The 25910-nt window shown below is 70.9% G+C and carries 26 protein-coding genes; 4 read left to right on the top strand and 22 right to left on the bottom strand.

Translation table 11 applies throughout. The features are described 5' to 3' along the window. Window positions 1-193 precede the first annotated feature (193 nt). The 3 genes from AC0ZLC_RS12995 (at window position 194) to AC0ZLC_RS13005 (ending at window position 3073) form a co-directional block, all read left to right on the top strand. Window positions 194-1123 carry a 5'-3' exonuclease gene (locus AC0ZLC_RS12995; RefSeq protein ID WP_476752256.1) on the top strand — a complete coding sequence of 310 codons (930 nt, stop codon included), beginning with the start codon at window positions 194-196 and terminating at the stop codon, window positions 1121-1123. A 60-nt stretch (window positions 1124-1183) separates the two neighbouring features. Continuing rightward, complete coding sequence (locus tag AC0ZLC_RS13000) at window positions 1184-2023, top strand: siderophore-interacting protein (RefSeq protein ID WP_476752082.1); 840 nt, start codon at window positions 1184-1186, stop codon at window positions 2021-2023. A gap of 108 nt (window positions 2024-2131) precedes the next feature. Next, window positions 2132-3073 (top strand): RluA family pseudouridine synthase, encoded by a 942-nt coding sequence (locus tag AC0ZLC_RS13005; protein ID WP_476752083.1) that lies wholly within the window; start codon window positions 2132-2134, stop codon window positions 3071-3073. Here the strand turns inward: AC0ZLC_RS13005 and AC0ZLC_RS13010 are convergent. From AC0ZLC_RS13010 to AC0ZLC_RS13090, 17 genes are all read right to left on the bottom strand, one after another. Next, entirely contained in the window at window positions 3067-4545 is a 1479-nt protein-coding gene (locus AC0ZLC_RS13010) for a cytochrome P450 (protein WP_476752084.1), read from the bottom strand. The genes AC0ZLC_RS13005 and AC0ZLC_RS13010 overlap by 7 nt on opposite strands. 52 nt (window positions 4546-4597) lie before the next feature. Continuing rightward, entirely contained in the window at window positions 4598-5218 is a 621-nt protein-coding gene (locus tag AC0ZLC_RS13015) for a GTP-binding protein (protein ID WP_476752085.1), read from the bottom strand. Beyond that, complete coding sequence (locus tag AC0ZLC_RS13020; RefSeq protein ID WP_476752086.1) at window positions 5199-5606, bottom strand: DUF742 domain-containing protein; 408 nt, start codon at window positions 5604-5606, stop codon at window positions 5199-5201. Before AC0ZLC_RS13020 ends, AC0ZLC_RS13015 begins: the two co-directional genes overlap by 20 nt. Next, a complete protein-coding gene (locus AC0ZLC_RS13025; protein WP_476752087.1) occupies window positions 5603-6010 on the bottom strand; it encodes a roadblock/LC7 domain-containing protein in 408 nt (135 codons plus the stop codon). The genes AC0ZLC_RS13020 and AC0ZLC_RS13025 overlap by 4 nt, the downstream gene beginning before the upstream one ends. Then, window positions 6007-7599 (bottom strand): ATP-binding protein, encoded by a 1593-nt coding sequence (locus AC0ZLC_RS13030; protein WP_476752088.1) that lies wholly within the window; start codon window positions 7597-7599, stop codon window positions 6007-6009. The genes AC0ZLC_RS13025 and AC0ZLC_RS13030 overlap by 4 nt, the downstream gene beginning before the upstream one ends. Before the next feature lie 363 nt (window positions 7600-7962). Further along, on the bottom strand, window positions 7963-10821 hold the full coding sequence (locus tag AC0ZLC_RS13035; protein ID WP_476752089.1) for a DEAD/DEAH box helicase: 2859 nt from the start codon (window positions 10819-10821) through the stop codon (window positions 7963-7965). A 47-nt stretch (window positions 10822-10868) separates the two neighbouring features. Beyond that, a complete protein-coding gene (locus AC0ZLC_RS13040; protein ID WP_476752090.1) occupies window positions 10869-11759 on the bottom strand; it encodes a diacylglycerol kinase in 891 nt (296 codons plus the stop codon). Window positions 11760-11788: 29 nt separating this feature from the next. Continuing rightward, on the bottom strand, window positions 11789-12733 hold the full coding sequence (gene tatC, locus AC0ZLC_RS13045) for a twin-arginine translocase subunit TatC (protein WP_476752091.1): 945 nt from the start codon (window positions 12731-12733) through the stop codon (window positions 11789-11791). Window positions 12734-12780: 47 nt separating this feature from the next. Beyond that, entirely contained in the window at window positions 12781-13065 is a 285-nt protein-coding gene (gene tatA / locus AC0ZLC_RS13050) for a Sec-independent protein translocase subunit TatA (RefSeq protein WP_476752092.1), read from the bottom strand. 236 nt (window positions 13066-13301) lie between these two features. Next, window positions 13302-13496 carry a hypothetical protein gene (locus AC0ZLC_RS13055; RefSeq protein ID WP_476752093.1) on the bottom strand — a complete coding sequence of 65 codons (195 nt, stop codon included), beginning with the start codon at window positions 13494-13496 and terminating at the stop codon, window positions 13302-13304. Between the two features lie 24 nt (window positions 13497-13520). Then, window positions 13521-13781: a hypothetical protein gene (locus tag AC0ZLC_RS13060; RefSeq protein WP_476752094.1), complete on the bottom strand. Its 261-nt coding sequence runs from the start codon at window positions 13779-13781 to the stop codon at window positions 13521-13523. A gap of 29 nt (window positions 13782-13810) precedes the next feature. Beyond that, window positions 13811-14893, bottom strand: coding sequence for a helix-turn-helix transcriptional regulator (locus AC0ZLC_RS13065; RefSeq protein WP_476752095.1), 1083 nt, complete (start codon window positions 14891-14893; stop codon window positions 13811-13813). Window positions 14894-14908: 15 nt separating this feature from the next. Then, window positions 14909-15862, bottom strand: a complete 954-nt coding sequence (locus AC0ZLC_RS13070) for a helix-turn-helix transcriptional regulator (RefSeq protein ID WP_476752096.1) — start codon at window positions 15860-15862, stop codon at window positions 14909-14911. A gap of 195 nt (window positions 15863-16057) precedes the next feature. Continuing rightward, on the bottom strand, window positions 16058-16429 hold the full coding sequence (locus AC0ZLC_RS13075; RefSeq protein WP_476752097.1) for an FKBP-type peptidyl-prolyl cis-trans isomerase: 372 nt from the start codon (window positions 16427-16429) through the stop codon (window positions 16058-16060). 54 nt (window positions 16430-16483) lie between these two features. Then, window positions 16484-17458: an FKBP-type peptidyl-prolyl cis-trans isomerase gene (locus tag AC0ZLC_RS13080; protein ID WP_476752098.1), complete on the bottom strand. Its 975-nt coding sequence runs from the start codon at window positions 17456-17458 to the stop codon at window positions 16484-16486. A 247-nt stretch (window positions 17459-17705) separates the two neighbouring features. Then, complete coding sequence (pafA, locus tag AC0ZLC_RS13085) at window positions 17706-19067, bottom strand: Pup--protein ligase (RefSeq protein WP_358854630.1); 1362 nt, start codon at window positions 19065-19067, stop codon at window positions 17706-17708. A 9-nt stretch (window positions 19068-19076) separates the two neighbouring features. Further along, window positions 19077-20336, bottom strand: a complete 1260-nt coding sequence (locus tag AC0ZLC_RS13090) for an MFS transporter (RefSeq protein ID WP_476752099.1) — start codon at window positions 20334-20336, stop codon at window positions 19077-19079. Window positions 20337-20451: 115 nt separating this feature from the next. Between AC0ZLC_RS13090 and AC0ZLC_RS13095 the strand changes: the two genes are divergently transcribed. Then, window positions 20452-21498, top strand: coding sequence for a LacI family DNA-binding transcriptional regulator (locus AC0ZLC_RS13095; protein ID WP_476752100.1), 1047 nt, complete (start codon window positions 20452-20454; stop codon window positions 21496-21498). Between the two features lie 176 nt (window positions 21499-21674). On the opposite strand, the gene prcA is transcribed toward AC0ZLC_RS13095, so the two are convergent. The 5 genes from prcA to dop form a co-directional block, all read right to left on the bottom strand. Then, window positions 21675-22421, bottom strand: a complete 747-nt coding sequence (gene prcA / locus AC0ZLC_RS13100) for a proteasome subunit alpha (RefSeq protein ID WP_476752101.1) — start codon at window positions 22419-22421, stop codon at window positions 21675-21677. 58 nt (window positions 22422-22479) lie between these two features. Further along, window positions 22480-23325 (bottom strand): proteasome subunit beta, encoded by an 846-nt coding sequence (prcB, locus tag AC0ZLC_RS13105; protein WP_476752102.1) that lies wholly within the window; start codon window positions 23323-23325, stop codon window positions 22480-22482. Next, a complete protein-coding gene (locus AC0ZLC_RS13110; protein WP_476752103.1) occupies window positions 23277-23870 on the bottom strand; it encodes an endonuclease VII domain-containing protein in 594 nt (197 codons plus the stop codon). The genes prcB and AC0ZLC_RS13110 overlap by 49 nt, the downstream gene beginning before the upstream one ends. Before the next feature lie 32 nt (window positions 23871-23902). Beyond that, on the bottom strand, window positions 23903-24121 hold the full coding sequence (locus AC0ZLC_RS13115) for a ubiquitin-like protein Pup (RefSeq protein ID WP_476752104.1): 219 nt from the start codon (window positions 24119-24121) through the stop codon (window positions 23903-23905). Window positions 24122-24287: 166 nt separating this feature from the next. Further along, window positions 24288-25799 carry a depupylase/deamidase Dop gene (gene dop / locus AC0ZLC_RS13120; protein ID WP_476752105.1) on the bottom strand — a complete coding sequence of 504 codons (1512 nt, stop codon included), beginning with the start codon at window positions 25797-25799 and terminating at the stop codon, window positions 24288-24290. Window positions 25800-25910 lie beyond the last annotated feature (111 nt).

The raw sequence follows: 25910 nt of genomic DNA on the forward strand, positions 1-25910 counted from the left end.
TGAAGTACGACCGGCTTCGCTCCGGCCCGGCACCTGCCCCTTTGCCCCCGGGCCAAACGCCGGAGTGGTTCAGTTCACAGCGCGTTCACGTCCCCCGCACGGCACGGCCCTTCGTCCCACGTCAGAAGGGTGCGACACCCCGGGCGGGCCACGCACTCCCACCGGCCGGTGACTGTCGGTGGCGTACGGCATGATGCGCAGGGTGACCAGACGCCTGATGCTGCTCGACACCGCCTCCCTCTACTTCCGGGCCTACTTCGGGGTCCCCGATTCCGTGAAGGCCCCCGACGGCACGCCCGTGAACGCCGTGCGCGGACTGCTCGAATTCATCGACCGCCTGGTCAAGGACCACCGCCCCGACGACCTGGTCGCCTGCATGGACGCCGACTGGCGCCCGCAGTGGCGGGTCGACCTCATCCCCTCCTACAAGGCGCACCGCGTCGCCGAGGAGCGCGCGCTGGGCCCGGACGAGGAGGAGGTGCCGGACACCCTGTCGCCGCAGGTGCCCGTCATCGAGGCGGTGCTCGACGCACTCGGGATCGCGCGCGTGGGCGTCGAGGGGTACGAGGCGGACGACGTGATCGGCACCTTCGCCGGGCGCGCCACGGGCCCGGTCGACATCGTCACCGGCGACCGCGACCTGTACCAACTGGTCGACGACGAGCGGGAGATCCGTGTCCTGTACCCGCTCAAGGGCGTCGCCTCGCTCCAGCTCACCGACGAGGCGTGGCTCCGCGGGAAGTACGGGGTCGACGGCGCCGGGTACGCGGATCTGGCGCTGCTGCGCGGAGACCCCAGCGACGGACTGCCGGGCGTTCCCGGTATCGGCGAGAAGACGGCCGCGAAGCTGCTCGCCGAGTTCGGCGACCTGGCCGGGATCATGGCCGCCGTCGACGACCCGCAGGCCCGGCTGACGCCGTCGCAGCGCCGGCGCCTGGACGAGTCACGGCCGTACGTCGAGGTGGCGCCCAAGGTCGTGCGGGTCGCGGGAGACGTCCCCCTGCCGGACGTCGACACCGCGCTGCCGCACGCGCCGCGCGACCCGTCGGGCTTGGCGGAGCTGGGCGCGCGCTGGAGTCTCGGTGGATCCCTGCAGCGACTGCTCGCGACACTTCAGGCCTGAGGTGTTAACTGGCGGCAGCTGCTAACTTAGGTAAGCCTAAGCACCTACTGGGAGGCCGTCATGGCAGAGCGTCCGGCACGCAGGACCCCGAAGCCCCATTCCGCGCGTGTCGTGCGGACCGAGCGGCTGACCCCGCACATGCAGCGGGTCGTGCTCGGCGGCGACGGTCTGGCCGACTTCACCGTGGGTTCCTGCACCGACCACTACGTGAAGCTGCTGTTCGGGGCCGAGGGCGTCACCTACCCCGAGCCCTTCGACGTGCAGCGGATCCGTGAGGAGTTCCCCCGCGACCAGTGGCCCGTCACCCGGACCTACACGGTGCGCCACTGGAACGCGGAACTGCGCGAGCTGACCCTCGACTTCGTCGTGCACGGGGACGAGGGGCTGGCAGGCCCCTGGGCCCTGCGCGCCCGGCCGGGCGACGTCGTACGGTTCCTGGGCCCCGGTGGCGCCTACGCGCCCGACGCGAGCGCCGACTGGCATCTGCTGGCCGGTGACGAGAGCGCGCTGCCCGCCATCGCGGCCACCCTGGAGTCCCTGCCCGCCGGCACGAAGGCCCGGGCCTTCGTGGAGATCTCCGGTCCCGGGGAGGAGCAGAAGATCGACTCCGACGTGGAGGTCGTCTGGCTGCACCGGGGGGAGCGGCCGGTGGGCGCCGCCCTGGTCGAGGCGGTGCGTGCCCTGGAGTTCCCAAAGGGGCGGCTGCACGCGTTCGTGCACGGCGAGGCGAGCTTCGTGAAGGACCTGCGCCGGCTGCTGCGCGTCGAGCACGCGATCCCGCGCGAGGACCTCTCGGTCTCCGGTTACTGGCGGCTCGGGCACAACGAGGACGGCTGGCAGGCCGCCAAGCGGGAGTGGAACGCCCAGGTGGAGGCCGAGCAGGAGCCGGCGTCCCCCTGAGCCTGCGTCCTCCTGAACCCTTGACGGTCCGCCCGGCGGCAGCCACCGGGCCGACCACCGGTCGACCGCGCCGACCCGGGTGGACCGCGCCTCGTACGATTGACCACGATGAGACGCAAGCCCCCGGTCCCGCCCTCCCCCCTGCCGCAGCGCGACGGGGTGGACCCCGTGCGGATCAGGCTGCCGCAGGACGGAAGCTGGAAAACCGTGCGCGAGCACCTGGTGGAGCGGCTCGCGGCGGGGCCCGGGGTGATCGACGGGATGCTCGGCGACGGACTGATCGTCGGGGCGGACGGGCGGCCCGTGCGGCCGGACACGGCTTATCTGCCGGGCATGTTCGTGTGGTTCCACCGGGAGCTGCCCGACGAGGAGCGGGTACCGTTCGCCCTCGACATCGTCCACCGCGACGAGCACATCGTGGTCGCCGACAAGCCGCACTTCCTCGCCACCACCCCGCGCGGCAGCCATGTCGCCGAGACCGCGCTGGCCCGGCTGCGGCGGGAACTGGGCATCCCGGCGCTGGGCGCCGCACACCGCCTCGACCGGCTCACGGCCGGGCTCGTCCTGTTCACCGTGCGGCCGCAGGAGCGGGGCGCGTACCAGACGCTGTTCCGCGACAGACTGGTCCGCAAGGAGTACGAGGCGGTGGCCCCGTACTCCCCCGGTCTGGCGTTGCCACGGACCGTCCGCAGCCGGATCGTCAAGGAACGCGGCGTGCCGGCCGCCCGGGAGACCGAGGGCGAGCCGAACGCCGTGAGCCGGATCGAACTCGTGGAGCACCGGGCCGGTCTCGGCCGCTACCGGCTCACGCCCGAGACCGGACAGACCCATCAACTCCGTGTTCACATGAGCACGTTGGGCGTGCCTGTCCTCGGCGACCCGCTGTATCCGGTGGTGAGCGGCCCCGTTCCGGCCGGTGACTTCCGGCGCCCGCTGCAACTGCTGGCGCGCGCACTGGAGTTCACCGATCCGCTGACGGGGCGCGAGCACCGGTTCGCCAGCGCCCGGGTGCTCGGCGCCTGGTCCGCGTACGACGACTGGGCTCAGTAGCCGCGCCACCAGCTCAGCAGGCGCTGCCAGGCGCCGGGGTGACGGGCCGGGTCCGCACCCGGCCGCGCCTCCTGCGGGGCGGCGGGCCCGGCGGGCGGCGCCACCGGCTGCTGTGGCGACGGTGCGGTCGTCACCTGCCAGTCCGCCCGCGGCGCCGGCAGGGGGTGTGCGGCCGGCCGCTGCTCGACGTCCTGCTGGGGCTTGGGCGCGAACTGCACCGGCAGCTCGACCAGGTGGCGCGAGGCGATGGAGGACGTCCAGCGCAACTCGTGTTCCCCGCAGTCCAGTTCGACGTCCGGCAGCCGCATCAGCAGCGCGTCGACACCCGTGTCGGCGATGGCGCGGCCGATGTCCTGGCCCGGGCACTCGTGAGGGCCGCCGCCGAAGGCGAGGTGGGAGCGGTTGCCCTGCATGTTCGCCGCGAGGTCGGGGCGGACGCGCGGGTCGACGTTGCCGGGGGCGATGCCGAAGAGGAGGCCGTCACCCCGGCGGATGCGCTGACCGCCCAACTCCGTGTCCTGCTTGGCGAAATAGGCGAAGACCGTGCTGAACGGCGGCTCGTCCCAGAGGGACTGCTCGACCGCCTCGGGCACCGTCATCTGGCCGCCGTTGAGCTGGGCCCGGAACCGCGGGTCGGTCAGGACCATGCGCAGCACGTTGGCGAGGAGGTTGGCGGTGGCCTCGTAGGCCGCCATGAGGACCAGCCACAGGTGCTTGGTGACCTCGTCGTCGGTCAGTCCCGCCGGGTGGCTGATCAGCTGGCTCGCGAAGTCCTCGGCGGGCTGTTCGCGGCGGCGTTCGGTCAGTCGCTGGAGGGCGTCCAGGACGTACGCCTGGCTGGCGATGGCCGTCTCGGTGCCGCGGAGCATGTCACGGGCGGCCTGCACGATGCGGTCGTTGTACTCCTCGGGCATGCCGAGGATCTCGCACATCACGGCCATCGGCAGGTGCTCGGCGAACTGGCCGACCAGTTCGGCGGCGCCCCGCTCGCAGAACCGGTTGACCAGGACCTGGGTGAAACGGTTGATGTGGCGGCGGATGCCGCGGTGGTCGATGGTGGACATGGCGCCGGTGACCGCGCCGCGCAGCCGCAGGTGCTCGTCGCCCTCGGCGTGGGAGCAGATGGGCTGCCAGGTGATGTGCGGCGCGAGCGGGTGGTCGGGCCCCGCCGTGCCGTCCTGTACGGCGGTCCACAGCCGGCTGTCGCGCGCGTACTGCGAGGGGGTGCGCACCATGTGCAGGTTCTCGCCGTGCCCGAGCACCACCCAGACGGGCACGTCGTTGTGGAGCAACGCGGGTGCCACCGCGCCGTGTTCGGCCCGTAGCTTCTCGTACAGGGCGGACAGGTCCTCGGCTTCGGGACCGTACAGCCGGCGCAGCCCGCCGGGTCCGAGTCCGCGGGCGGGGCAGCCGGGCGGCGGTCCGAGGGTGGGCTCGTCCATGCCGGTCAGGGAGGAGGGTTCAGGCGTCACGGTGGTGGCTCCGAGGGCTGAGGTGGATGTGCTGTCGTTGGGTGGAGCGGCCCTAAGCGGACGTCGGCGTCATCGCCAGCGAGTGCAGGAAGCGCATCAGCGTCATGAGGACGTCCCGGCTGGAGGCACGGCGCCGCGCGTCGCACTTCACGATGGGGATCTCCTCGGACAGGTCGAGTGCCGTGCGCAGGTCCTCGACCGGATAGCGGGGGGCGTCCGGGAAGTCGTTCATGGCGATCACGAACGGCACACCGCGCTCCTCGAGGCGGCCGATGACGTCGAAGCTGACCTCCAGCCGCCGGGTGTCGACCAGGACGACCGCGCCGAGCGCGCCTTCGAACAGGCCGTTCCACAGGAACCAGAAGCGTTCCTGGCCGGGCGTGCCGAACAGGTACAGCACCAGCTGCTCCGTGATGCTGATGCGCCCGAAGTCCATGGCGACGGTGGTGGCGGTCTTGGTCTCCGAGCCGTAGTCGTCGTCGACTCCGATGCCGGCCTGCGTCATGGTCTCCTCGGTGGTCAGCGGCCTGATCTCGCTGACGGAGCCCACCATGGTCGTCTTGCCGACTCCGAAGCCGCCCACGATCACGACCTTCACGGCGGCCTGCGCCGTGTGCGGCAGATGGTTGGCGGTGCGCGGGCCCGTGATGGTGTCAGAGCTTTTGAAGTCCATGCATCACCGCTTCGAGGAGGGAACGGTCGGGGAGCGCCGAACGGACGATCGGGGCGCGCGCCTGTACCAGTTCGGCCGCCAGCAGCTCGGTGAGCAGGACGGTCACCACGCTGAACGGCAGATTCAGATAGGCCGAGATCTCGGCCACGGACAGGGGGGCCGCGCAGAGCCGGAGCAGCGCCGACTGTTCCGGCTGGGAGTTGGGCGGGGGCGCGCCGCCGTTCGCCACGACCAGGGTGACCAGGTCGAGCGGGGCGCGCTCACCGCCCTCGCCCCCGCCCGTGAGTACGTACAGCCGCTCCGGGATCCTGCCGTCCTGGCCCGTTCGGGAAGGCTCCGCAGGCTGCTCTTCCTTGGGGTGGCGCCGTCGGCGCCGGGGAGGAGTCATACGGTCTGCCCGTTGCGCCGCGGCGGGCTGGTCAGATGTGCTCCGATCCGTACGACCAGGTCGCGCATGCGATTGCTCATCAGTCCGGCGTCCACGGTCCGGTCGGCGAGCACCGCGAGGTAGGCGTTGGCGCCGGCCGACATCAGGTAGAAGTAGCCTCCGTCGATCTCGATGATGACCATGCGCATCCGGCCGTCGCTGTCGGGGATCTCACCCGCGACCGCTCCGGCCAGGCTCTGCAGTCCCGCGCAGGCGGCGGCGAGGCGGTCGGCGGCGTCCGGGTCGCCGCCGTAGCGGGCGATGCGCAGCCCGTCGGCTGAGAGCACCACGATCTGGTGGGTGCCCGGGACACCGTCGGAGAGCTCCTTGAGCATCCAGTCGAAGTTGGCTCGCTGCTGGCTCACTTGAGGTCCCCCTCGTCGTCGGCCTCGGCGCGGGCCGGCTGGTTGCTCGTGGCCGGGGCGCCCGGTGCGGGGTCGCCGCCCTTGAGTCCGTTCATGAAGGCCTCGACCCACAGGCCCGGTTCGGGCTCCTGCCGCTCGGGGGCGGGCTCGGGCGCCCAGGCGGGTGCGGTCGCCCGGGCCGCCTCCGCGGCGGCCTCGGCGGCCCGGGCCTCGGCGATCCGCTGGGTGAACGAGACCTTGACGCGGCTGCGGCGCTGGGGCAGCCCGTTGGGCGCCCACTCGGTCACCTGGGGGGCGTCGTCCTCCAGGTGGCCGTCCATCGGGGCCGGGAGGCGGGGGCCGGTGGTGGGGCGGCGCTTCTTGGGCTTGCGGGCGGGGCCCTCGACGCCACCGGTGTCCATGCGCGGCACGGCGGCGGCGCCGACGCCGTGGGCGAGGCCCGGGGCGGGCTCGGTGGTGAGCATGGCGTGCGGCACGACGAGGACGGCCCGGACACCGCCGTACGCGGACTGCCGCAGCGAGACCTGCATGTCGTACATCTGCGAGAGGCGGCCGACGACGGCCATACCGAGGCGCGGGGCCTCCCCCAGGTCGTTGAGGTCGATGCCGGCCTGGGCCAGCCGGAGCATGTTCTCGGCCCGGCCGCGGGCCTCTTCGCTGAGGCTGACGCCGCCGTCCTCGATCTCGATGGCGATCCCGGTCTGCACCTCGACGGCGGTGACGTGCACCTTGGTCTGCGGGGGCGAGTAGCGCGTGGCGTTGTCGAGGAGTTCGGCGCAGGCGTGGATGAGCGGTTCGACGGAGATGCCGTCGACGGCGACCTCCGCGATCGCATGCAGTTCGATGCGGCGGTATTCGAGGATCCGGGACATCGCGCCGCGCAGCACGCTGAACAGCGGTACGGGCGCGGGCCACTGGCGTCCGGGGCGGCCGCCGCCGAGCACGGCGATGGAGTCGGCGAGGCGGCCGATCAGCGCGGTGCCGTGGTCGATGCGCAGAAGGTCGTCGAAGACCTCGGGGTTGCGCCCGTGGTCCTCCTCCATCTCGCGGAGTTCGTTGGCCTGCTGGTGGACGATCGCCTGGACGCGCCGGGCGATGTTGACGAAGGCGCGCTGGGCGGAGTCGCGCAGCGCGGTCTCGTGATCCACGATGTCGAGCACGGCCCGCGTCAAGACGCGCTGCGCGGCGGAGAGTTCGCGGTGGGCGGGATCGGCGTCGACGAGCGTGCGCATCACGCTCGAGACGGGTTCTCCGCCGCGCAGCCGGTGCAGCGCGGCGGGCAGCAGTTCGGTGCCGAGGCGGACGATCTCCTGGTCGTGGCCGGCCAAGCGCTGTTCCAGGCAGGCGGTCCGGTGCGCGAGGTCGGCGCGCAGGGCGCGGGCGACGCGGCCGCGGCGTACCGCCTCCGCCATGGTCGCGATCACCAGGAGCGTGGCCACGGCACCGCACCAGCCGACGGCTGTCCTGGCCGGTTCCGTCACCACGGCGACGGCGGCCCCGGACACCGCGGCCATCAGTATGGCCGGCAGCAACAGCACGCGTGCGTAGGGAAGTTCGCGGCCACCGGGAGGCGATTGAACACTCACCATGTATGCCCTCTGAGACAAATCGGCTGGGGTGGGGGGACGTTCTGGACCTTGACAACTTTTGGGAACAAGCGCACGAATTCATCTCAACTCGGTGCGCTGCGGGCGAGCTTAGTCCGACCGGATCATCGCCGTGTCATGTTCGGCAAGCCCCTGAAATCGCCCATGGGGCAGGAGTACTCTCGACCCCATTTGCACGCTCAGGCTTCGTTCGCACACGGTCCGTGACGGCGTACGGAGGTACGAGAGCAGCGCTCCGCCGGTGCACGCACGCCCTGCCGCGTGCTCCGCCGGAAGAAGGCCGTGCACACGCAGGTGCGCCGCCCCCTTCCGGGGACGGCGCACGAGCGGGAGGGACGGGACCCGCTACCCCACCGAGGAGTAGGCCACGACGCCGCGCAGCAGCCCGTCGACCGCCTTGCGGGCGTTCTTCGCGACCGTCGAGGTCTGGCCGGAGACCGGCGCGGCGGCCGAGATCTGGCCCAGCACGTCGATGACCTGCTTGCACCAGCGCACGAAGTCGCCCGCGGGCATCTCCGCCTCGCGCAGCACCTCGTCGAGGCCCTTTCCTGACGCCCACTGGTAGGCGGCCCAGGCGAAACCGAGGTCCGGCTCGCGCTGGCCGACCCCCTCGGTCTGCCTGATCCGGAAGTCCTCCTCCAGGGCGTCGAGGCGGCCCCAGATGCGGACCATCTCGCCGAGCGCGTCCTTTGCCCTGCCGGACGGCACCTTCGGCGCCATGGCGTCGTCGCCGACCCGGGACTCGTACACCAACGCCGAGACGCACGCGGCCAGTTCGGCCGGGCCGAGGCCTTCCCAGACGCCGGCCCGCAGGCACTCGCTGGCGAGCAGGTCGAGTTCGCCGTAGAGCCGGGCGAGCCGCTTGCCGTGCTCGGTGACCTCGTCGCCGCGCAGGTAGTCCAGCTCGGTCAGGAGCGCGACGATGCGGTCGAAGGTGCGGGCGATCGTGTTCGTCCGGCCCTCGATGCGGCGCTCCAGCTGCGAGGTGTCGCGCAGCAGCCGGTGGTAGCGCTCGGCCCAGCGGGCGTGGTCCTCGCGGTCGCTGCACCCGTGGCAGGGGTGGGCCCGGATGGCGGTGCGCAGCCGGGCGATCTCACGGTCGTCCGCCGCCGCGGACCGCTTCTTGTGCAACCGGTCCGGGACGATGTGCCCGGCCTTGGTACGCAGCGCGGAGGCGAGGTCGCGGCGGGACTGCGGCGAACGCGCGTTGAACGACTTGGGGATCCGCATCCGCTCCAGCGCCTCCACGGGCACCGGGAAGTCCATCGAGGCCAGCCGCTTGACCTGACGCTCGGCGGTGAGCACCAGCGGGCGCGGGCCGTCGACGTGCTCGAAGCCCCGGTGGCCGTTGGACCGGCCGGCGGGCAGCCCCGGGTCCAGCACGAGCGCCAGACCCGCGTACTTGCCCGTCGGCACGTGGATCACGTCGCCGGGCTTGAGCTTCTCCAGGGCGACGGCCGCCTCGGCCCGGCGCTGGGCCGCGCCCTGCTTGGCCAGCTCGGTCTCACGGTCCTTGAGCTCACGGCGCAGCCGCGCGTACTCCTCGAAGTCCCCGAGGTGGCAGGTCATGGACTGCTTGTAGCCCTCAAGCCCCTCCTCGTTGCGCTGCACCTGCCGGGAGATGCCGACGACCGACTTGTCGGCCTGGAACTGGGCGAACGACGTCTCCAGCAGCTCGCGCGAGCGGTGCCGGCCGAACTGCTCCACCAGGTTCACGGCCATGTTGTACGACGGCTTGAAACTGGAGCGCAGCGGATACGTCCGTGTGCCCGCGAGTCCCGCCAGGTGCTCGGGGCTGCTTCCGCGCTGCCACAGGACGACCGCGTGGCCCTCGACATCGATGCCGCGGCGGCCCGCGCGGCCGGTCAGCTGCGTGTACTCGCCGGGGGTGATGTCGGCGTGCTGCTCGCCGTTCCACTTGACGAGCTTCTCCAGCACCACCGACCGGGCCGGCATGTTGATGCCGAGCGCGAGGGTCTCCGTGGCGAACACGGCCTTGACGAGGCCGCGTACGAAGAGCTCCTCGACGACCTCCTTGAACGTGGGCAGCATGCCCGCGTGGTGGGCCGCGATGCCGCGCTCAAGGCCCTCCAGCCACTCGTAGTAGCCGAGGACGTGCAGGTCCTCCGTGGGGATGGAGGCGGTGCGCTCCTCGACGAGTTCGCGGACGCGCGTCCGCGCCTCGTCGTCGTTCAGCCTGAGGCCCGCGTACAGGCACTGCTGGACGGCGGCCTCGCAGGCCGCTCGGCTGAAGATGAAGGTGATGGCGGGAAGCAGCCCTTCCGCGTCGAGCCGCTCGATCACCTCGGGCCGGCTGGGCGTCCACACGCGCGAGCGCTGCCGCCGCTCGCGCTCCCGGTCCGCCTCGCGCATGGCGCGACCACGTCTGCGGTCCTGGTAGGACGGACGGCTCGCCTCCATCCGCGCCAGGCGGGTGAGGTCGGGGTTGACGGCCTTCCTGTGGCCCTCGCCCTCCTCGAAGAGGTGGTACATCCGCCGTCCGGCGAGCACGTGCTGGAAGAGCGGCACGGGCCGGTGCTCGGAGACGATCACCTGGGTGTCGCCGCGCACCGTGTCCAGCCAGTCGCCGAACTCCTCGGCGTTCGACACGGTCGCCGAGAGCGACACGAGGGTCACCGACTCGGGGAGATGGATGATCACTTCTTCCCAGACGGCGCCCCGGAAGCGGTCGGAGAGATAGTGCACCTCGTCCATGACCACGTACCCGAGGCCGCGCAGGGTCTGCGAGCCGGCGTAGAGCATGTTGCGCAGCACCTCGGTGGTCATCACGACCACCGGGGCGTCGGAGTTCACGCTGTTGTCGCCCGTGAGCAGGCCGACCTTGTCCGCGCCGTACCGGCGGGCCAGGTCGGCGTACTTCTGGTTGGAGAGCGCCTTGATGGGGGTCGTGTAGAAGCACTTCTTGCCCTGCTGGAGGGCGAGGTGGACGGCGAACTCGCCGACGATCGTCTTGCCCGAGCCGGTGGGCGCCGCCACCAGAACGCCCTTGCCCGCCTCGAGCGCCTGACAGGCCTCGATCTGGAAGGGGTCGAGGCCGAAGTCGTACATCTCGCGGAAGGAGGCGAGCGCGGTGGCCTGCTCGGCAGCGCGCTTCCGTGCTGCCGCGTACCGCTCGGCCGGTGAGAGGTCCTCTGTCATCGTGCTTTCGAGCCTACCGGCAGCCACTGACAACAGGACGATCATTATCCGGATCCGCTGGTCCGAGACCCGGATCCGCCCAGCTCAGCAGGTCAGGGAGCGGCGACGCGGACCGCTGCGGGCACGCATTCCGCGGTCAGCGGCAGCGGCCCGAGCGGCTCGCCGTCCGCGTACCCGGTGATGCCGACGGCCACCAGCTCGACCCGGGCGGCCCGGTGGACGGTCACCTTGGGATGGCCGAGGTGCGTGCCCCGGTACACCTTCGGGAACACCTTGAGCAGTGTCGTACGGCTGCAGTCCCCGACGACGGTGACGTCGAAGAGCCCGTCGCCGAGGTCGGCGTCGGCACAGATCTTCATGCCGCCGCCGTACGACGAGCCGTTGCCTACGGCCACCAGCGTCGCCTCGACCTCCCGGACCTCGCCGCCGTCCAGCGTGATCCGGTACGGGAACGGCTTGAAGGAGGCCAGTTCCGCGAGCATGGCCAGGTCGTACTTGAAGCGGCCGGCGGGCCACCGCATCCAGTTGCCGCGGTCGTTGACGCGGGAGTCGAAGCCGGAGGCGAGGACGGTGCCGAACCAGGTGCCGCCCACCCGCCCGAGGTCGACGTCGCGCAGCCGGGCGGACTTGAGGGCGTCGGCGATCTGCCGCCCCGCTGCCGCGGGGTCGCGCACCGGGAGCCCGAGGGCCCGCGCGAAGTCGTTCCCGGTGCCGACGGCGACCAGCCCGAGCGGCGTACGGGTGCCGGCGACGGCCTGCAGGGCGAGGCTCGCCATCCCGTCGCCGCCGACGGCCACCAGGGCTCCGGTGCCCTCCGCGACGGCGGCACGCGCGCGTGCGAGGGCGTCCCCGGCGTCCGCGCCGAGGACCGTCCGCACCAGGAAGCCCGCCGCCCGCAACGCCGAAGCGGCCGGCTGCGCCGCGTGGGCGCCCCGGCCGCGGCCCGCGGTGGGGTTGACGAAGAGGGTGATCTCGCTGGTCACGGCCCGACCTTACGAGGTCCCGGTCCTCGTCAGGTCACGTCGTCATAACCGTTGACCCGGTCCGTGCTCGCCTGCTCGGGCAGCGCCCGTCCGGCCGGGACGGCTTCGATCTCGCCGATGTCCTCGGGGGTGAGGTCCAGCTCGGAAGCCTCGTCGTCGGCGGGGCCCTCGGCATCGCGCCGCCGCCTGCGCCGGTCGTTCAGGAGGGAGAAGAGCACGGCGAAGAAGTACAGGACCCAGATCGGGCCGGCGAGGGCCAGCATGCTCAGCGGGTCCGTGCTGGGCGTCGCGAGGGCCGCGAACAGCGTGATGCCCAGGATCATCCCCCGCCACCAGCCCAGCATGCGCTTACCGGTGATCATGCCCGTCAGGTTCAGGAAGATCAGCAGCAGCGGCAGCTCGAAGGACAGGCCGAAGACGACCACCATGCGCGTCACGAGGTCGAGCAGGTCGTCCAGCGGCAGCAGGTTGACCGCCCCGTCGGGCGTGAAGTCCAGCAGGACCTTCGCCGTGGTGGGCAGCACCTTGTAGGCGAAGAAGGCGCCGCCGAGGAAGAGCGGCGCACCGAGGCCCACGAACCCGTAGGCGTACTTCTTCTCGTGCCGGTGCAGGCCGGGCGCGATGAACGCCCACAGCTGGTAGAGCCAGACCGGGGACGCCAGGACGACACCGGCCATCAGGGAGACCTTCAGGGCCAGCGTGAACGGCATGAGCAGACCGCTGACCGTCAGCTGCGCGCACTGGTCCTTGGAGGACTTGGACAGTTCCTCGAAGGTCTGGTGGCAGCCGACCTTGCTGAGAATCGGCTCCGTGATGAAGTTGATGATGTCGTAGTAGAAGAACGCGGCCACGACCGTGACGGCGACGATGGCCAGCATCGCCTTCGCGAGCCGGTTGCGGAGCTCACGAAGGTGTTCCGCGAGGGGCATCCGACCCTCGGGATCCCTCTCTTTCTTGCGGGCAGACTTGAGCAACCCACGTCCTCATCTCGTGCGGCGGGCCGGAGGCCTCCGGCCCTGCGTCAGCGCTTGGTCGTGTCCGTCGGCTCGGCCACCGGGCGCGAGCTGGTCACGTCGCCGGGCGCGGCCTGGATGGTGCGCTGAGAGGGGGACTGCTCGTCGGTGTTCGGCGGGCCGGCGGGAGCCGGGTCGTGGCTCTCCGACTTCATGGCCTTGGCCTCGCTCTTGAGGATGCGAGCGGACTTGCCGAGCGAACGCGCCATGTCGGGAAGCTTCTTCGCGCCGAACAGCAGGATGATGACGACGAGGATGAGAATGATCTCGGGGGCGCCGAGCCTTCCGAACATAAGTCTTTACCTTCTCACCGAGACGGCTGGATTGGGAGCTGTTCGATCGGTCGGACAGGTGCCCGATCGTCGTGCTGACAGCGATCGTAACGCTCAGGGGTAAACGCGAGGCAATCCCTGTGCGTACTCCCAGTTCGCGGCCCGCGCCTCGTTATCCGGGCCACACCAAGCAGCGTACCCGGCTGCCCCGCCGCCTCGACAGGCCGCAAGCCCTCGGACGGCCGGGAACCCGTGACTCACAGGGTGTCCGCAGAGCGGGCGGTGATCACGGCGACCCGCTCCAGGTCCTCCGCGGCACGGTTGATGCGCTGCGCCGAATCGGCCACCTGCCGTCCCAGCCGCTGCGCCTCCAGGAAGACACGGACAGCCAGCACGCCGAGCACGGCGATTCCCAGGAAACCCACAGCTATCGCGAACATCGGCCAGAACATGTCGTCGACCCTAGCGCCTGTCCCTCAGATCCCGGAGTGCAGGCGCAGGGTCCGCACCCCGCCGCCGGTGAGCAGTTCGACGATCCGCTCACCGGCCGGCTTGCGCACGGCCTCCCCGCAGTCGGGGCAGGTGAAGGAGTAGAACGTGGTGCGGCTGCTGGCGCCGACGGCCAGCCGCAGCGCCGCGGCGGAGAGCTCGAAGCGGCCCCGGCAGTCGGGGCAGGCGGCTCTGAACAGCACGGGGGCGACCCTCGCCATCCCGGCGAACGCCGACGCCACCGACATGTCACGTGCACCAGAGATGGCCGACGTGCTCAAAGCCCCTGCTCCTGCCTGTCGTACAGCTCGTCCTGAACTCCGTGGGGCGCGGCCCGCCCGGTGGCCGGCCGGGGTGCGCCGAGCACTCCGTGCGGCTCGGGGGCGTCGTACGCCGCGAGCGCCTCGCGGGCCGCCCGGCGGGCGCTGTCCGCGAGATCCTGCGGCGACACGATCCGGCCGTCTCCGCCGAGCCGCAGCGCGAGCCGGCGCAGCGAGGCCGGGTCGGGGGCCCGCAGCGTGATCCGCAGTCCGCCGTCGGGCAGTTCCTCGGCGGTGTCGTGGGGGTAGTACTCGGCGACCCATCGCCCGCCGGGGCCGACCTCGATCACCACCTCGGGATCCTCGGCGGCGGGCTGCACGAGGCCTTCGGAGAGGTCCCTCAGCTCGATCTCGGGCGGCGCGGACGGCTCGTCCAGGATGCGGATCTCGGCGACCCGGTCCAGCCGGAAGGTGCGGCGCGCCTCGGAGCGGCGGCACCAGGCCTCGACGTAGGTGTGGCCGACGCTGACCAGGCGGATGGGGTCGATCTCCCGCTCGGAGAGCTCGTCGCGGGCGGGCGAGTAGTAGCGGATCCACAGGCGGCGCCGCTCGGAGATGGCCCGGTCGACGTCCGCGAAGACACCCCCCTCGGACTCGAAGGTGACCGAGAGCCGGGAGCTGGCGCCCGCCGCCTCGCCCGCCGCGGCCTCGACCTTGGCGGTGGCCCGCAGCAGGGCCTGCCGGTCGCCCTCGCGCAGTCCGGGCAGCGTGGCGACCGCGCGGGCGGCCACGAGCAGCGCGGTGGCCTCGTCGGCGGCCAGGCGCAGCGGCTCCGCGGCCTCGGCGCCGAGGGCGGCCGGGTTGTGCCACCAGATGCGGTCGCCGTCGGTGTCGATGTCGAGGAGGTCGCCCCCGCGGAAGCTGGTCCCGCACAGCGGCAGCACGTCGAGGTCGGAGATCAGCTCGTCCTCGCTGATGCCGAAGGCGCGGGCGACGTCGCTGACACGCGCGCCGGGGCGCTCGCGCAGATAGGTCACCAGCGACAGCATCCGCCGGGTCTGGTCGATGGCGTTCGCCGGCCTGGCCGGTTTGCCTGCCACGTTGTCGTGTCCCCCTCAGCCCTTGGCCACGGCGCGCAGCCGGTCCACTACCTCGGCCCGCAGCTCGGCGGGCTCGAGGACCACCACGTCCGGCCCGAACTCCACGAGCCAGGCGTCCAGACCGTGCCCGTACGGAATCTCCAACTCGTCCCACCCGTCGCCGAGTTCCCGCACGGAGGCGGCCTTGGCGCGCAGCGGGTAGCCGGCACCCGCGCGCAGCCGGATCCGGGCGGATCGGTCGGCGTTCTCCCCGGCCCAGCTCGCGACCGTCACCCGCACGGTGACGACGTCGGGCACCTCGGCCGTGAACTTCCCGGAGCGGCTGCGGACCTTGCCGGTGATCCGCGAGAGCCTGAAGACGCGTTCGGCACCGCGGTCGCGGTCCCAGCCGGCCAGGTACCAGTGGCCGCGCCAGCACTCCAGGGCCCAGGGTTCGACCGTGCGGGGTTCGGGCCGGGCGGCGGTGGCCTTCCGGTAGTCGAAGGTGACCGGGCGGCGGTCGCGGCAGGCCAGCATCAGCGGTTCGAAGGCCGCCTCGTGCACGGGGATGTGCGGCTCCAGTGCGCCGTGGACCTCGTACGGGTCGACGTCCTCGGGCAGCCCGGCGGCCCGCAGCTTCTGCAGGGCGCCGCTCGCCGCCCCGGCCAGGCGGGCCTGCTGCCACACCTTGGCGAGCAGGCCCAGGGCGGCGGCCTCCTCGGCGTCGAGCGTGATCGGCGGCAGGCGGTTGCTGTCGCGGCGGGCGAGATAGCCGACCTCGCCGTCGAGGTTCTCCACGGTCTCGATGACCAGGCCGAGTTCGCGCAGATCGTCCTTGTCGCGCTCGAACATCCGGTTGAAGGAGTCGTCCGACCCGGCCTCCAGGTAGGCCTCGATGGACTCGCGCAGCTCGCGCTTGCTGAGCGGCCGCCGCGTCCCGAGCAGACACAGCGCGAGGTTCATCAGCCGCTCGGCCTTGGCAATGGCCATCGACGCCCTTCCTATGGTGCTTCCGACCGATGACCGTACCGGTCCGCAGTGCCGCGGCAAAAGCCGAGGGCCCATGCCGGACAGGCATGGGCCCAGGTGATCGGGTCCGGTCGGATTTCGATCACACGACAGACGAAGACCGGACCACGATCCGGTTCCGGCCATGACCGGATCGGGTGCGGTCCCTTTGACGGCTCAGACCGAGACCAGGTCGCAGACGAAGATCAGCGTCTCGCCCGGGGCGATCCGGCCGCCGGCACCGCGGTCGCCGTACGCGAGGTGCGCCGGGATGATCAGCTGGCGACGGCCGCCGACCTTCATGCCCTGCACGCCCTGGTCCCAACCGGAGATGACCTGGCCGACACCGAGCTGGAACTGCAGCGGGGTGCCGCGGTTCCAGGAGGCGTCGAACTCCTCGCCGGTCGAGAAGGCCACGCCCACGTAGTGGACCTTGACCGTGTCACCGGCCTTGGCGACCGGGCCGTCACCCTCCCAGATGTCCTTGATCTGGAGATCCGCCGGGGGCTCGCCGCCCGGGAAGTCGATCTCGGGCTTCTCGATGCTCACTTCATTGCTCCTTGTTACGCGGCATGGTCCCGGACGGTGTCACTGACACCGCGGTCAGACCGTTCCGAGGATATCCACTACGAAGACCAGCGTGTTCTTGGCCAGCTCGCTCTGCGGGTTCGAGCCGTAGGCCAGCGAGGGCGGGATCACCAGCAGGACACGGTCGCCCACGTTCTTGCCGACGAGGCCCTTGTCCCAGCCCTGCACCACGGAGCCGGTGCCGATCTGGAAGCCAGTGGCGCCCCCGTGGTTCCAGGAGGAGTCGAACGTCTTGCCGTCCTCCCACTTCACACCGGTGTACTGGGCGATGAGGCCCTGGCCCGCCTTGACCTTCGGGCCGGTGCCCTTGATGAGCACCTGCTCCTTGAGGTCCTTGGGCGCCTTGGTGTTCTTCGGGATGGTGATGACCGCCGCCTTCTGCGAGGGGGCCTTCACCACCGGCATGCCGGGCGCCGGGGCGGCCTGCTCACCCTTGACCTCCGCCTTGGGGTCGACGGTGGCGGCACCGGCCGCGTCGACCACCCAGACGAGCACGTCCTTCTTGGCGATGCCGGAGGACGTGTTCAGGTTCTCACCGATCAGGTCGCCCGCGGTGCCCTGCACCAGGACACGACTGCCCTGCTTCTTGCCCTTGACGGCGTCGAGCACCTTGGCGGGCAGCTGCTGGCTCTGCTGGCCGACGCGCTCCACGGCCTGCTGGCGCGGCGTGCTGCCGCTGCTCGCCGAGGCCCAGGTGCCGCCGAGCTCCTTGGCGCCGTCCCACTTCTCGACGGTCCAGTCCAGCCGGACGAAGTCCGACTTCTTGATCACCTTCCCATCGCCCTCGGACACGGTTTTGATCACCGTCTTGTCCGACGGGTCGCCCTTGGGGACGGAGATCTTCGGCTTCTGCCCGACCTCTCCCTTCACCACGGCGACTCCTTCCGCGGAGCCGCCGTCGTCGTCACCGTCCGATCCGCACGCGGCGGTGAACAGCAGGGCGGGTACGGCCAGCAGCGCGACGGCACGACGCTTCACGTTGTAGTTCATCAGTCCAACTGGGGATCGGAGGCGGGGCAATGGGCGCCACTCTACGGCGTACGCACATCGGTGCACGGATTGTCGCGACACACGCGGGTGCCCGGGCCGCGCGACACTCCGGACACCCCGCCCGCGCGCCGACCGCCCGGGGACGGCAGCCGGGGTGCACCCGCCCCGTCCGGGACGGCGAACGCCCGATGCCCGGCGGCATCACTGCCTCCGGGCATCGGGCGTAGCCCACCGGTGCGCTGCCGGCTCACATGCCGGCGATCAGCTTCTCCACGCGGTCGTCGACGGAACGGAACGGGTCCTTGCACAGCACCGTGCGCTGCGCCTGGTCGTTGAGCTTGAGATGCACCCAGTCGACGGTGAAGTCGCGGCGCTGCTCCTGGGCCCGCCGGATGAAGTCGCCGCGCAGCCTCGCGCGGGTGGTCTGCGGCGGCACGGACTTGCCTTCGAAGATCTTCAAGTCGTTGCAGATCCGGGCGGCTTGCCCCTTCTTCTCCAGCAGGTAGTACAGACCGCGGCGACGGTGGATGTCGTGGTAGGCGAGGTCTATCTGCGCGACCCGCGGATTCGACATCGTCATGTTGTGCTTGGCCCGGTACCGCTCGATCAGCTGGTACTTCATCACCCAGTCGATCTCGGTGCCGATCCGGTCGAGGTCCTCGGCCTCGATCGCGTCGAGCGTGCGGCCCCAGAGCTCCAGGACCTGCTCGACGGTGCCCGTGCGGATGCCGCGGCGCTCACAGAAGTCCACGGCCTTCTCGAAGTACTCGCGCTGCACCTCCAGGGCGGAGGCCTCGCGCCCGCTGGCCAGCCGCACCTTGCGGCGGCCCGTGATGTCGTGGCTGACCTCGCGGATCGCCCGGATCGGGTTCTCCAGGGTCAGATCACGCATCACCGTGCCTGCCTCGATCATGCGCAGCACGAGGTCGGTGGCGCCCACCTTGAGCAGCATGGTGGTCTCGGACATGTTCGAGTCGCCGACGATGACGTGCAGCCGGCGGTAGCGCTCGGCGTCCGCGTGCGGCTCGTCCCTGGTGTTGATGATGGGCCGGGAGCGGGTCGTCGCGGAGCTGACGCCCTCCCAGATGTGCTCGGCACGCTGACTGACGCAGTACACGGCACCGCGCGGTGTCTGCAGCACCTTGCCGGCGCCGCACAGCAGCTGTCGCGTGACGAGGAACGGAATGAGAATGTCCGCGAGTCGGGAGAACTCCCCGTGCCTGGCCACCAGGTAGTTCTCGTGGCACCCGTAGGAGTTGCCCGCCGAGTCGGTGTTGTTCTTGAACAGATAGACGTCGCCCGCGATTCCTTCCTCGTGCAGGCGGCGTTCGGCGTCGACGAGGAGTCCTTCGAGAATGCGCTCGCCGGCCTTGTCGTGGGTGACCAGCTCGGTCACGTTGTCACATTCGGGTGTCGCGTATTCCGGATGTGATCCCACGTCGAGATAAAGGCGGGCACCGTTCCGCAGAAAGACATTGCTGCTGCGGCCCCATGACACGACACGGCGGAAGAGGTACCGCGCCACCTCGTCGGGAGACAGGCGGCGCTGTCCCCTGAACGTACACGTGACGCCGTACTCGTTCTCCAGCCCGAAAATGCGGCGGTCCATGACTGAACATTACGCCCGATCCCCTGCGCTGAAACGGGGTTCGACGGCACGGTTTGGATCATTTTCCGATGAGACCGCAACGACCTCGCCCGCGGCGGGAGCTGCCAGGACCCGCCCGGTGGCCAGCAGGACCAGCAGGGACACGGCTCCGGCGGCACCCGGCACCGCGAAGCCCCAGAAGGCTCCGCCCCACTGGACGACCGGTCCCGCGAGACCCGTTCCGACCGACGCGCCGACGGTGAACGTCGTCACCAGCCAGGAGAACGCCTCGGTGACCGTGCCGCGCGGGGCGTGCCGGTCGACCAGGATGAAAGCGCAGGCGATGCACGGCGCGAGGAACACGCCGGAGAGGGCCGTGAGCGCCGTCATGGCCACCGCGCCCGGCGTCAGCATCAGCGGCAGGTAACACACCCCCAGAAGGGCGACCAGCCACCTCAGTCGCCCCTCCGGCTCCCCCGCCCACCGCCGGGCGCCGTACACGCTGCCGCCGACCAGGGCGCCGAGACCGAGGGCCGCCATCAGCCAGCCGTACACGGCGTCACCGCCGTGGTCGTCGGCGTACGACACCGCGGCGACCGTGATGGAGCCGAGCGCCATGCCGATGAACAGGAACGCGCCCAGCAGGGCGAGCAGACCCGGCGAGCGCAGCGCGCCCAGCCAGTGCGCCTCGCGCGGTGCCGAACGCCACGCGCGCGAGGGGGGCGAGAGCACCACGGAGAGGGCGCCGAGGAGCCCGATGACGCTCAGGACCAGGAGCGCGGCCCGGGCGGACCAGAGCGACACGCAGAGTGTCACGAGCAATGGCCCTACGGTGAACATGACTTCCTGCGCCACGGCGTCCATCGCGTACGCGGTGTGCACCTGCTCCTCCTTGCGCAGGACGCTGGGCCACAGGGCGCGAAGGCCGCCCTCGAGGGGCGGCGTGAAGAGTCCGGCGACGGCCATGGAGGCGTACGCGAGGGGCAGCGGGTCGGTGCCCGCGAAGGCGAACGCGGTCATGCCGAGAGCGGAGACGAGGGCGGCGGGCAGTTGGACGCGCGGCTGCCCGCAGAGGTCCACGAGGCGGCCGAGGAGCGGCTGGCCCACCGCGTTGGAGACGCCGTAGACGGCCGCCAGTGCCCCGGCCAGGCTGTAGGTGCCGCCCTCCGCGCGGATGAAGAGCACGACCGCGATCGCGGCGGTGGCGTTCGGCAGCCGGCCCACGAGGGTGCCGGTGAGGAGCCGTGCGGCGTGCCTTGTCCTGAGGATCTCCAGGTATCCCGCGGCCATGTCGCCTTCTCTCCCGAGCGCCGAGGCTGCCCGCACCCCAAGTTTTACGTATAACGTCCTCGCTCATACGTACCATGTGCCCAGTCCGCGAGTCCAGCAGAGAGACAGGTCGACGGTGGCACCGAGCAGCACGCGCCCCACGAGCCGGGACGTCGCCCAGGCCGCCGGGGTGTCCCAGGCCGCCGTCTCCCTGGTGCTCGGCGACAAATGGCGGGGCCGGGTCTCCGCGACGACGGCGGACCGGGTCAGGGAGGCCGCCCGTGAACTCGGCTACCGCCCCAACCTCGCCGCCCGCAATCTGCGCCTCGGCCGCACCCGGACCGTGCTCCTCGTGGTGCCGGCCCTGACCACCGAGTTCTTCGCCGGCGTCTACACCGGCGCCGCCCGGGTCGCCGCCGAGCACGGCTTCGGTGTCGTCCTGTACCCCTCCCCCGAGGGCATCGGCCCGGCCCGCGACCCCTTCGGCTCCGCGCCCGCCGCGCTGGACGGCGTCCTCGCCTCCTCGATGGCCGCCGACGCCCTCACCGCCATCCGCGGCGACCAGCTGCCCCTCGTCATGCTGGACAGCGACCCCGCCGGCAGCCTGGGCGCGGCGACCGTCAACCTCGACATCGCGGACGGTGTGCGGCAGATCGCGGAGCACCTGCTGGCCCTCGGCCACCGCCGCATCCTGCACCTGGCGGCCGACATCGCCTCCTGGACGTTCGAGGTGCGGGCACGGGAACTCGCGACGCGGCTCGCCGCCGTCCCCGGCACCCAGCTGCGGACCGCGCCCGCCCCGATCTCCATCGACGGAGCCCTGGCCGCCGCCGAGGCCGCCCTCGGCGTCCCCGGCCCGCGGCCGACCGCGATCGTCTGCGACGACGACAAGCTGGCCGCGGGCGCCTACAAGGCGGTGCGGCGGCTCGGTCTGCGCGTCCCTGACGACGTCTCCGTCACCGGCCTCGACGACCTGGCGCTCGCCACCGCCATCGACCCGGAGCTGACCACCGTCCGGCTGGACGCCGAGCTCTTCGGCGAACGCGGCATGGCGGCCCTCCTGGCGGTCCTGGAAGGCCGTACGCCCGAGGCCGGCGACATCCCCGTCGAACTGGTCGTACGGGGCTCCACGGCCCCGCCCACCGGTCACCGCGCGGGGACGGGGTCCCCCTCCGCCGTCTGAGCAGCGCAGTCCGGGCGGCCCGGCGAATCGGGACGACGGCAGGGACCACCACGCGCCCCCGAACGGAACCGGGGAACAGGCCGCAACCTCGACTCCGGCCGGAACCCGAACCCCGGAAACGCCGCGTGCCCCGGCCACAGGGGCCGGGGCACGCACACAGCGGGGCGAAGGCGAGGTCACTCCTCGTCGTCGGGATCCTCGGCCTCCGTGGCGGTGGACGCACCACCGGCCTCCAGCAGGCGGCCGAGCTGCCGCCCGGTGATGCGCCTGAACTTGCGCTGCTGCGGACGCGTACGGTCCAGGACGGCGACCTCCAGGCGCTCCACGGGGATCTCCCGCTCACCGCCGTTCGGCTCGCGCGACAGGGCCTGCACGGCCAGCTTGAGCGCCTCGGCGAGCGTCATGCCGTCCTCGTGACGCTGGTCCAGATAGCTGCTGATCTGCTCGGCGTTGCCACCGACCGCGACCGAACCGTGCTCGTCGACGATCGATCCGTCGTGCGGCAGCCGGTAGATCTGGTCGCCGTCGGCGGTCTCCCCGACCTCGGCGACCACCAGCTCCACCTCGTACGGCTTCTCGGCGGCGGAGGAGAAGATCGTGCCCAGGGTCTGGGCGTAGACGTTGGCGAGACCGCGGGCGGTCACGTCGTCCCGGTCGTAGGTGTATCCGCGGAGGTCGGCGTAGCGCACACCGCCGATCCGCAGATTCTCGTACTCGTTGTACTTGCCGGCGGCGGCGAAGCCGATCCGGTCGTAGATCTCGCTGAACTTGTGCAGCGCGCGGGACGGGTTCTCGCCGACGAAGACGATGCCGTCGGCGTACTGCAGCACGACCAGGCTGCGGCCACGGGCGATGCCCTTGCGGGCGTACTCCGCCCGGTCGGCCATCGCCTGCTGGGGAGAGACATAGAACGGCGTCGACACCGGTTAACCGTCCCTTTCTGTCGAAGTCACAGGGTCACCTTGCCAAGAGCGGGCGGGGTCAGAGCAGCGCGGCCCGCGGGCCGTCGGGCTGCTCGAGGCGCCGCTCCAGGATCGCGCGGGCGATCTCGGAGGACTCCGGCTCGGTGAGCCTGCGGAATCCGTCTTCGGTGATCACGGTGACGATCGGGTAGATCCGGCGGGCGACATCGGGACCGCCTGTCGCGGAGTCGTCGTCGGCCGCGTCGTACAGGGCCTGGACGACGAGCGTCGTGGCCTGCTCCTCGGTCAGGTCGTCGCGGTAGAGCTTCTTCATGGCGCCGCGCGCGAAGATCGAGCCGGAGCCGGTGGCGGCGAAGCCGTGCTCCTCGGAGCGGCCGCCGGTGACGTCGTAGGAGAAGATGCGGCCGCGCTCGCGGTCCACGTCGTACCCCGCGAAGAGGGGGACCACGGCGAGGCCCTGCATCGCCATGCCGAGGTTGGATCGGATCATCGTGGAGAGACGGTTCGCCTTGCCCTCCAGGGAGAGCGTGGCGCCCTCCACCTTCTCGAAGTGCTCCAGCTCCAGCTGGAACAGCTTCACCATCTCGACGGCCAGACCCGCCGTGCCGGCGATGCCCACCGCCGAGTACTCGTCGGCCGGGAAGACCTTCTCGATGTCCCGCTGCGCGATCACGTTGCCCATCGTGGCGCGCCGGTCACCGGCGAGGACCACACCGCCGGGGAACGTGACCGAGACGATGGTGGTGCCGTGCGGTGCCTCGATCACGCCCTGGGTGGGCGGCAGCTGCCGGTTGCCCGGGAGCATGGCCGGCTGATGCTCGGACAGGAAGTCCATGAAGGACGACGACCCGGGCGTCAGGAAGGCAGCTGGTAGACGCCCGGTGCTACGAGTGTTGGCTTCCACGAGGATCCTTCCAAGTAGGCGGCAGCCCGACGAACAGCGTCGGGATCATCTCCCAACTTGCCGATGGCCGAATTGCAGTTGAAGCACAGTACGCCACGGACACTACCCGTCCTGTGGCAGTGATCCACATGAACGGCAGGAGCTTTCAAGCAGATCACGCAGAGCCCCCGCTGAGAGTCCACCAGCGCGTCACGCTCGGCTTCGGTGAGGCCGTAGTTGCGCTTCAGATGACCCGCACGCCTCTCGGCGGCTCGACACACCTTGCACCGCGTCGACAGTCCGTCTGAGGCCGTGGCATTCCGGTGCCACTCGCTCCACGGCTTGACCTCACCGCATTTGAGACAGAGCTTGTGCCCTTCGGGCACCTCCGCCAGCGGACGGACTTTTCGCCCGAGGCTCTGCTGACGTTTCCGGTGATAGTCCGACGCGCAGTCTCGACAGTGGCGTTGCAGACCGTCCAGGTTGGACCGCTTGCGAGCAAAGGCTGCGCGCGGCTTGTCCTCACCACACCGCACGCAGCCCTTCAGGGACTCTTCATTTATCACGTCCAGAACCCCCGCAGCCTTCGATTCGAAGGCTACTCGCCGCCCTTCTGAACGAATGACCGAACGAAGTCCTCGGCGTTCTCCTCCAAGACATCATCGATTTCGTCCAGTACGGAGTCGACGTCGTCGCTCAGCTTCTCCTGGCGCTCCTTGAGGTCCTCGGAGGCCTGCGCTTCCTGCGTCTGCTCCTCGGCCTCCTCGGTGGAACGCGTGGCCTTCTGCTGTCCGCCGCCGGTGTCCTTGGTCGCCATAACCCTCACCCCGCTCGGTTCGACGTTCTTGATCAGACCCTACAAGCAGGGTCCGAAATCGGCCCCGCAGTTGCTGCAACGTCCGGGCGCCACCTCGATGATTCCCGGCCACCGCCTCTTTCCACCCCGCCGCGGCCACCCGGCCTCGGCGGGGCACATGACCCGCTCAGCGGCCCGACAGGACCCTGACCAGGTCTTCCGCCGTACGACAGCGGTCGAGGAGCTCCTTGACGTGATTACGCGTTCCGCGAAGCGGCTCCAGGGTTGGGACGCGCTGGAGCGAGTCGCGGCCGGGGAGATCGAAGATCACCGAGTCCCAGGAGGCCGCGGCGACGTCGTCCGCGTACTGCTCTAGGCAGCGTCCGCGGAAGTACGCCCGGGTGTCCTCCGGCGGCTTGGTACGGGCCCGCTCGACGTCCGCCTCGTCCAGGAGCCGCTTCATCCTGCCCCGGGCCGCGAGACGGTTGTACAGGCCCTTGTCGGGCCGCACGTCGGCGTACTGGAGGTCGACCAGGTGGAGCCGTGCCGCGTCCCAGTCGAGGTCGTCCCGGCGCCGGTAGCCCTCCATCAGCTCCCGCTTGGCGACCCAGTCGAGCTCCCGGGAGAGGCTCATCGGATCGTTCTCCAGGCGGTTCAGGGTGTCCTCCCAGCGCGCCAGGACGTCCTTGGTCTGGTCGTCCGCGTCGGCGCCGAAGCGCTCCTCCACGTACTTGCGGGACAGCTCGAAGTACTCCATCTGGAGCTGCACCGCGGTGAGTGTGCGGCCGCTGCGGAGCGTGACCAGGCGCTTGAGCGTCGGGTCGTGGGAGACCTGGTGGAGCGTGCGGACGGGCTGGTCGACCGCCAGGTCGACGGCGATGAAGCCGTCCTCGATCATGGAGAGCACCAGGGCCGTCGTGCCCAGCTTGAGATAGGTCGAGATCTCCGACAGGTTCGCGTCGCCGATGATCACGTGCAGGCGGCGGTACTTCTCGGCGTCCGCGTGCGGCTCGTCGCGCGTGTTGATGATCGGCCGCTTCAGGGTGGTCTCCAGGCCGACCTCGACCTCGAAGTAGTCGGCGCGCTGGCTGAGCTGGAAGCCGTGCTCGTGGCCGTCCTGGCCGATGCCGACGCGTCCGGCGCCGGTGACCACCTGCCGGGAGACGAAGAACGGCGTGAGGTGGCGCACGATGTCCGAGAAGGGGGTCTCCCGCTTCATCAGGTAGTTCTCGTGCGTGCCGTAGGAGGCGCCCTTGTTGTCGGTGTTGTTCTTGTAGAGGTGGATCGGCTGGGCGCCCGGCAGCTGGGCCGCGCGCTCCGCCGCCTCGGCCATGATGCGCTCGCCGGCCTTGTCCCACAGGACCGCGTCCCACGGGTTGGTGACCTCGGGCGCGCTGTACTCCGGGTGCGCGTGGTCGACGTAGAGACGCGCGCCGTTGGTGAGGATGACGTTGGCCAGGCCGATGTCCTCGTCGGTGAGCTGGCTGGAGTCGGCGGTCTCACGGGCGAGGTCGAAGCCTCGCGCGTCCCGCAGCGGATTCTCCTCCTCGAAGTCCCACCGGGCGCGGCGCGCCCGGTGCATCGCCGCCGCGTACGCGTTGACGATCTGGGATGAGGTGAGCATGGCATTGGCGTTGGGGTGGCCGGGGACGGAGATTCCGTACTCCGTCTCAATGCCCATTACTCGCCGTACGGTCATGCGGCCCTCCTTGCCCGGCGGCGCCCCCGGTCGGGGGCGCTGCTCAAGTACCGCTGGTGCTCCGGTGCGTGCGCGGTGCCCGTCCCCGCATCACGCGACTCGGCGGTACGA

The organism is Streptomyces sp. GLSS-08, from assembly GCF_056387915.1.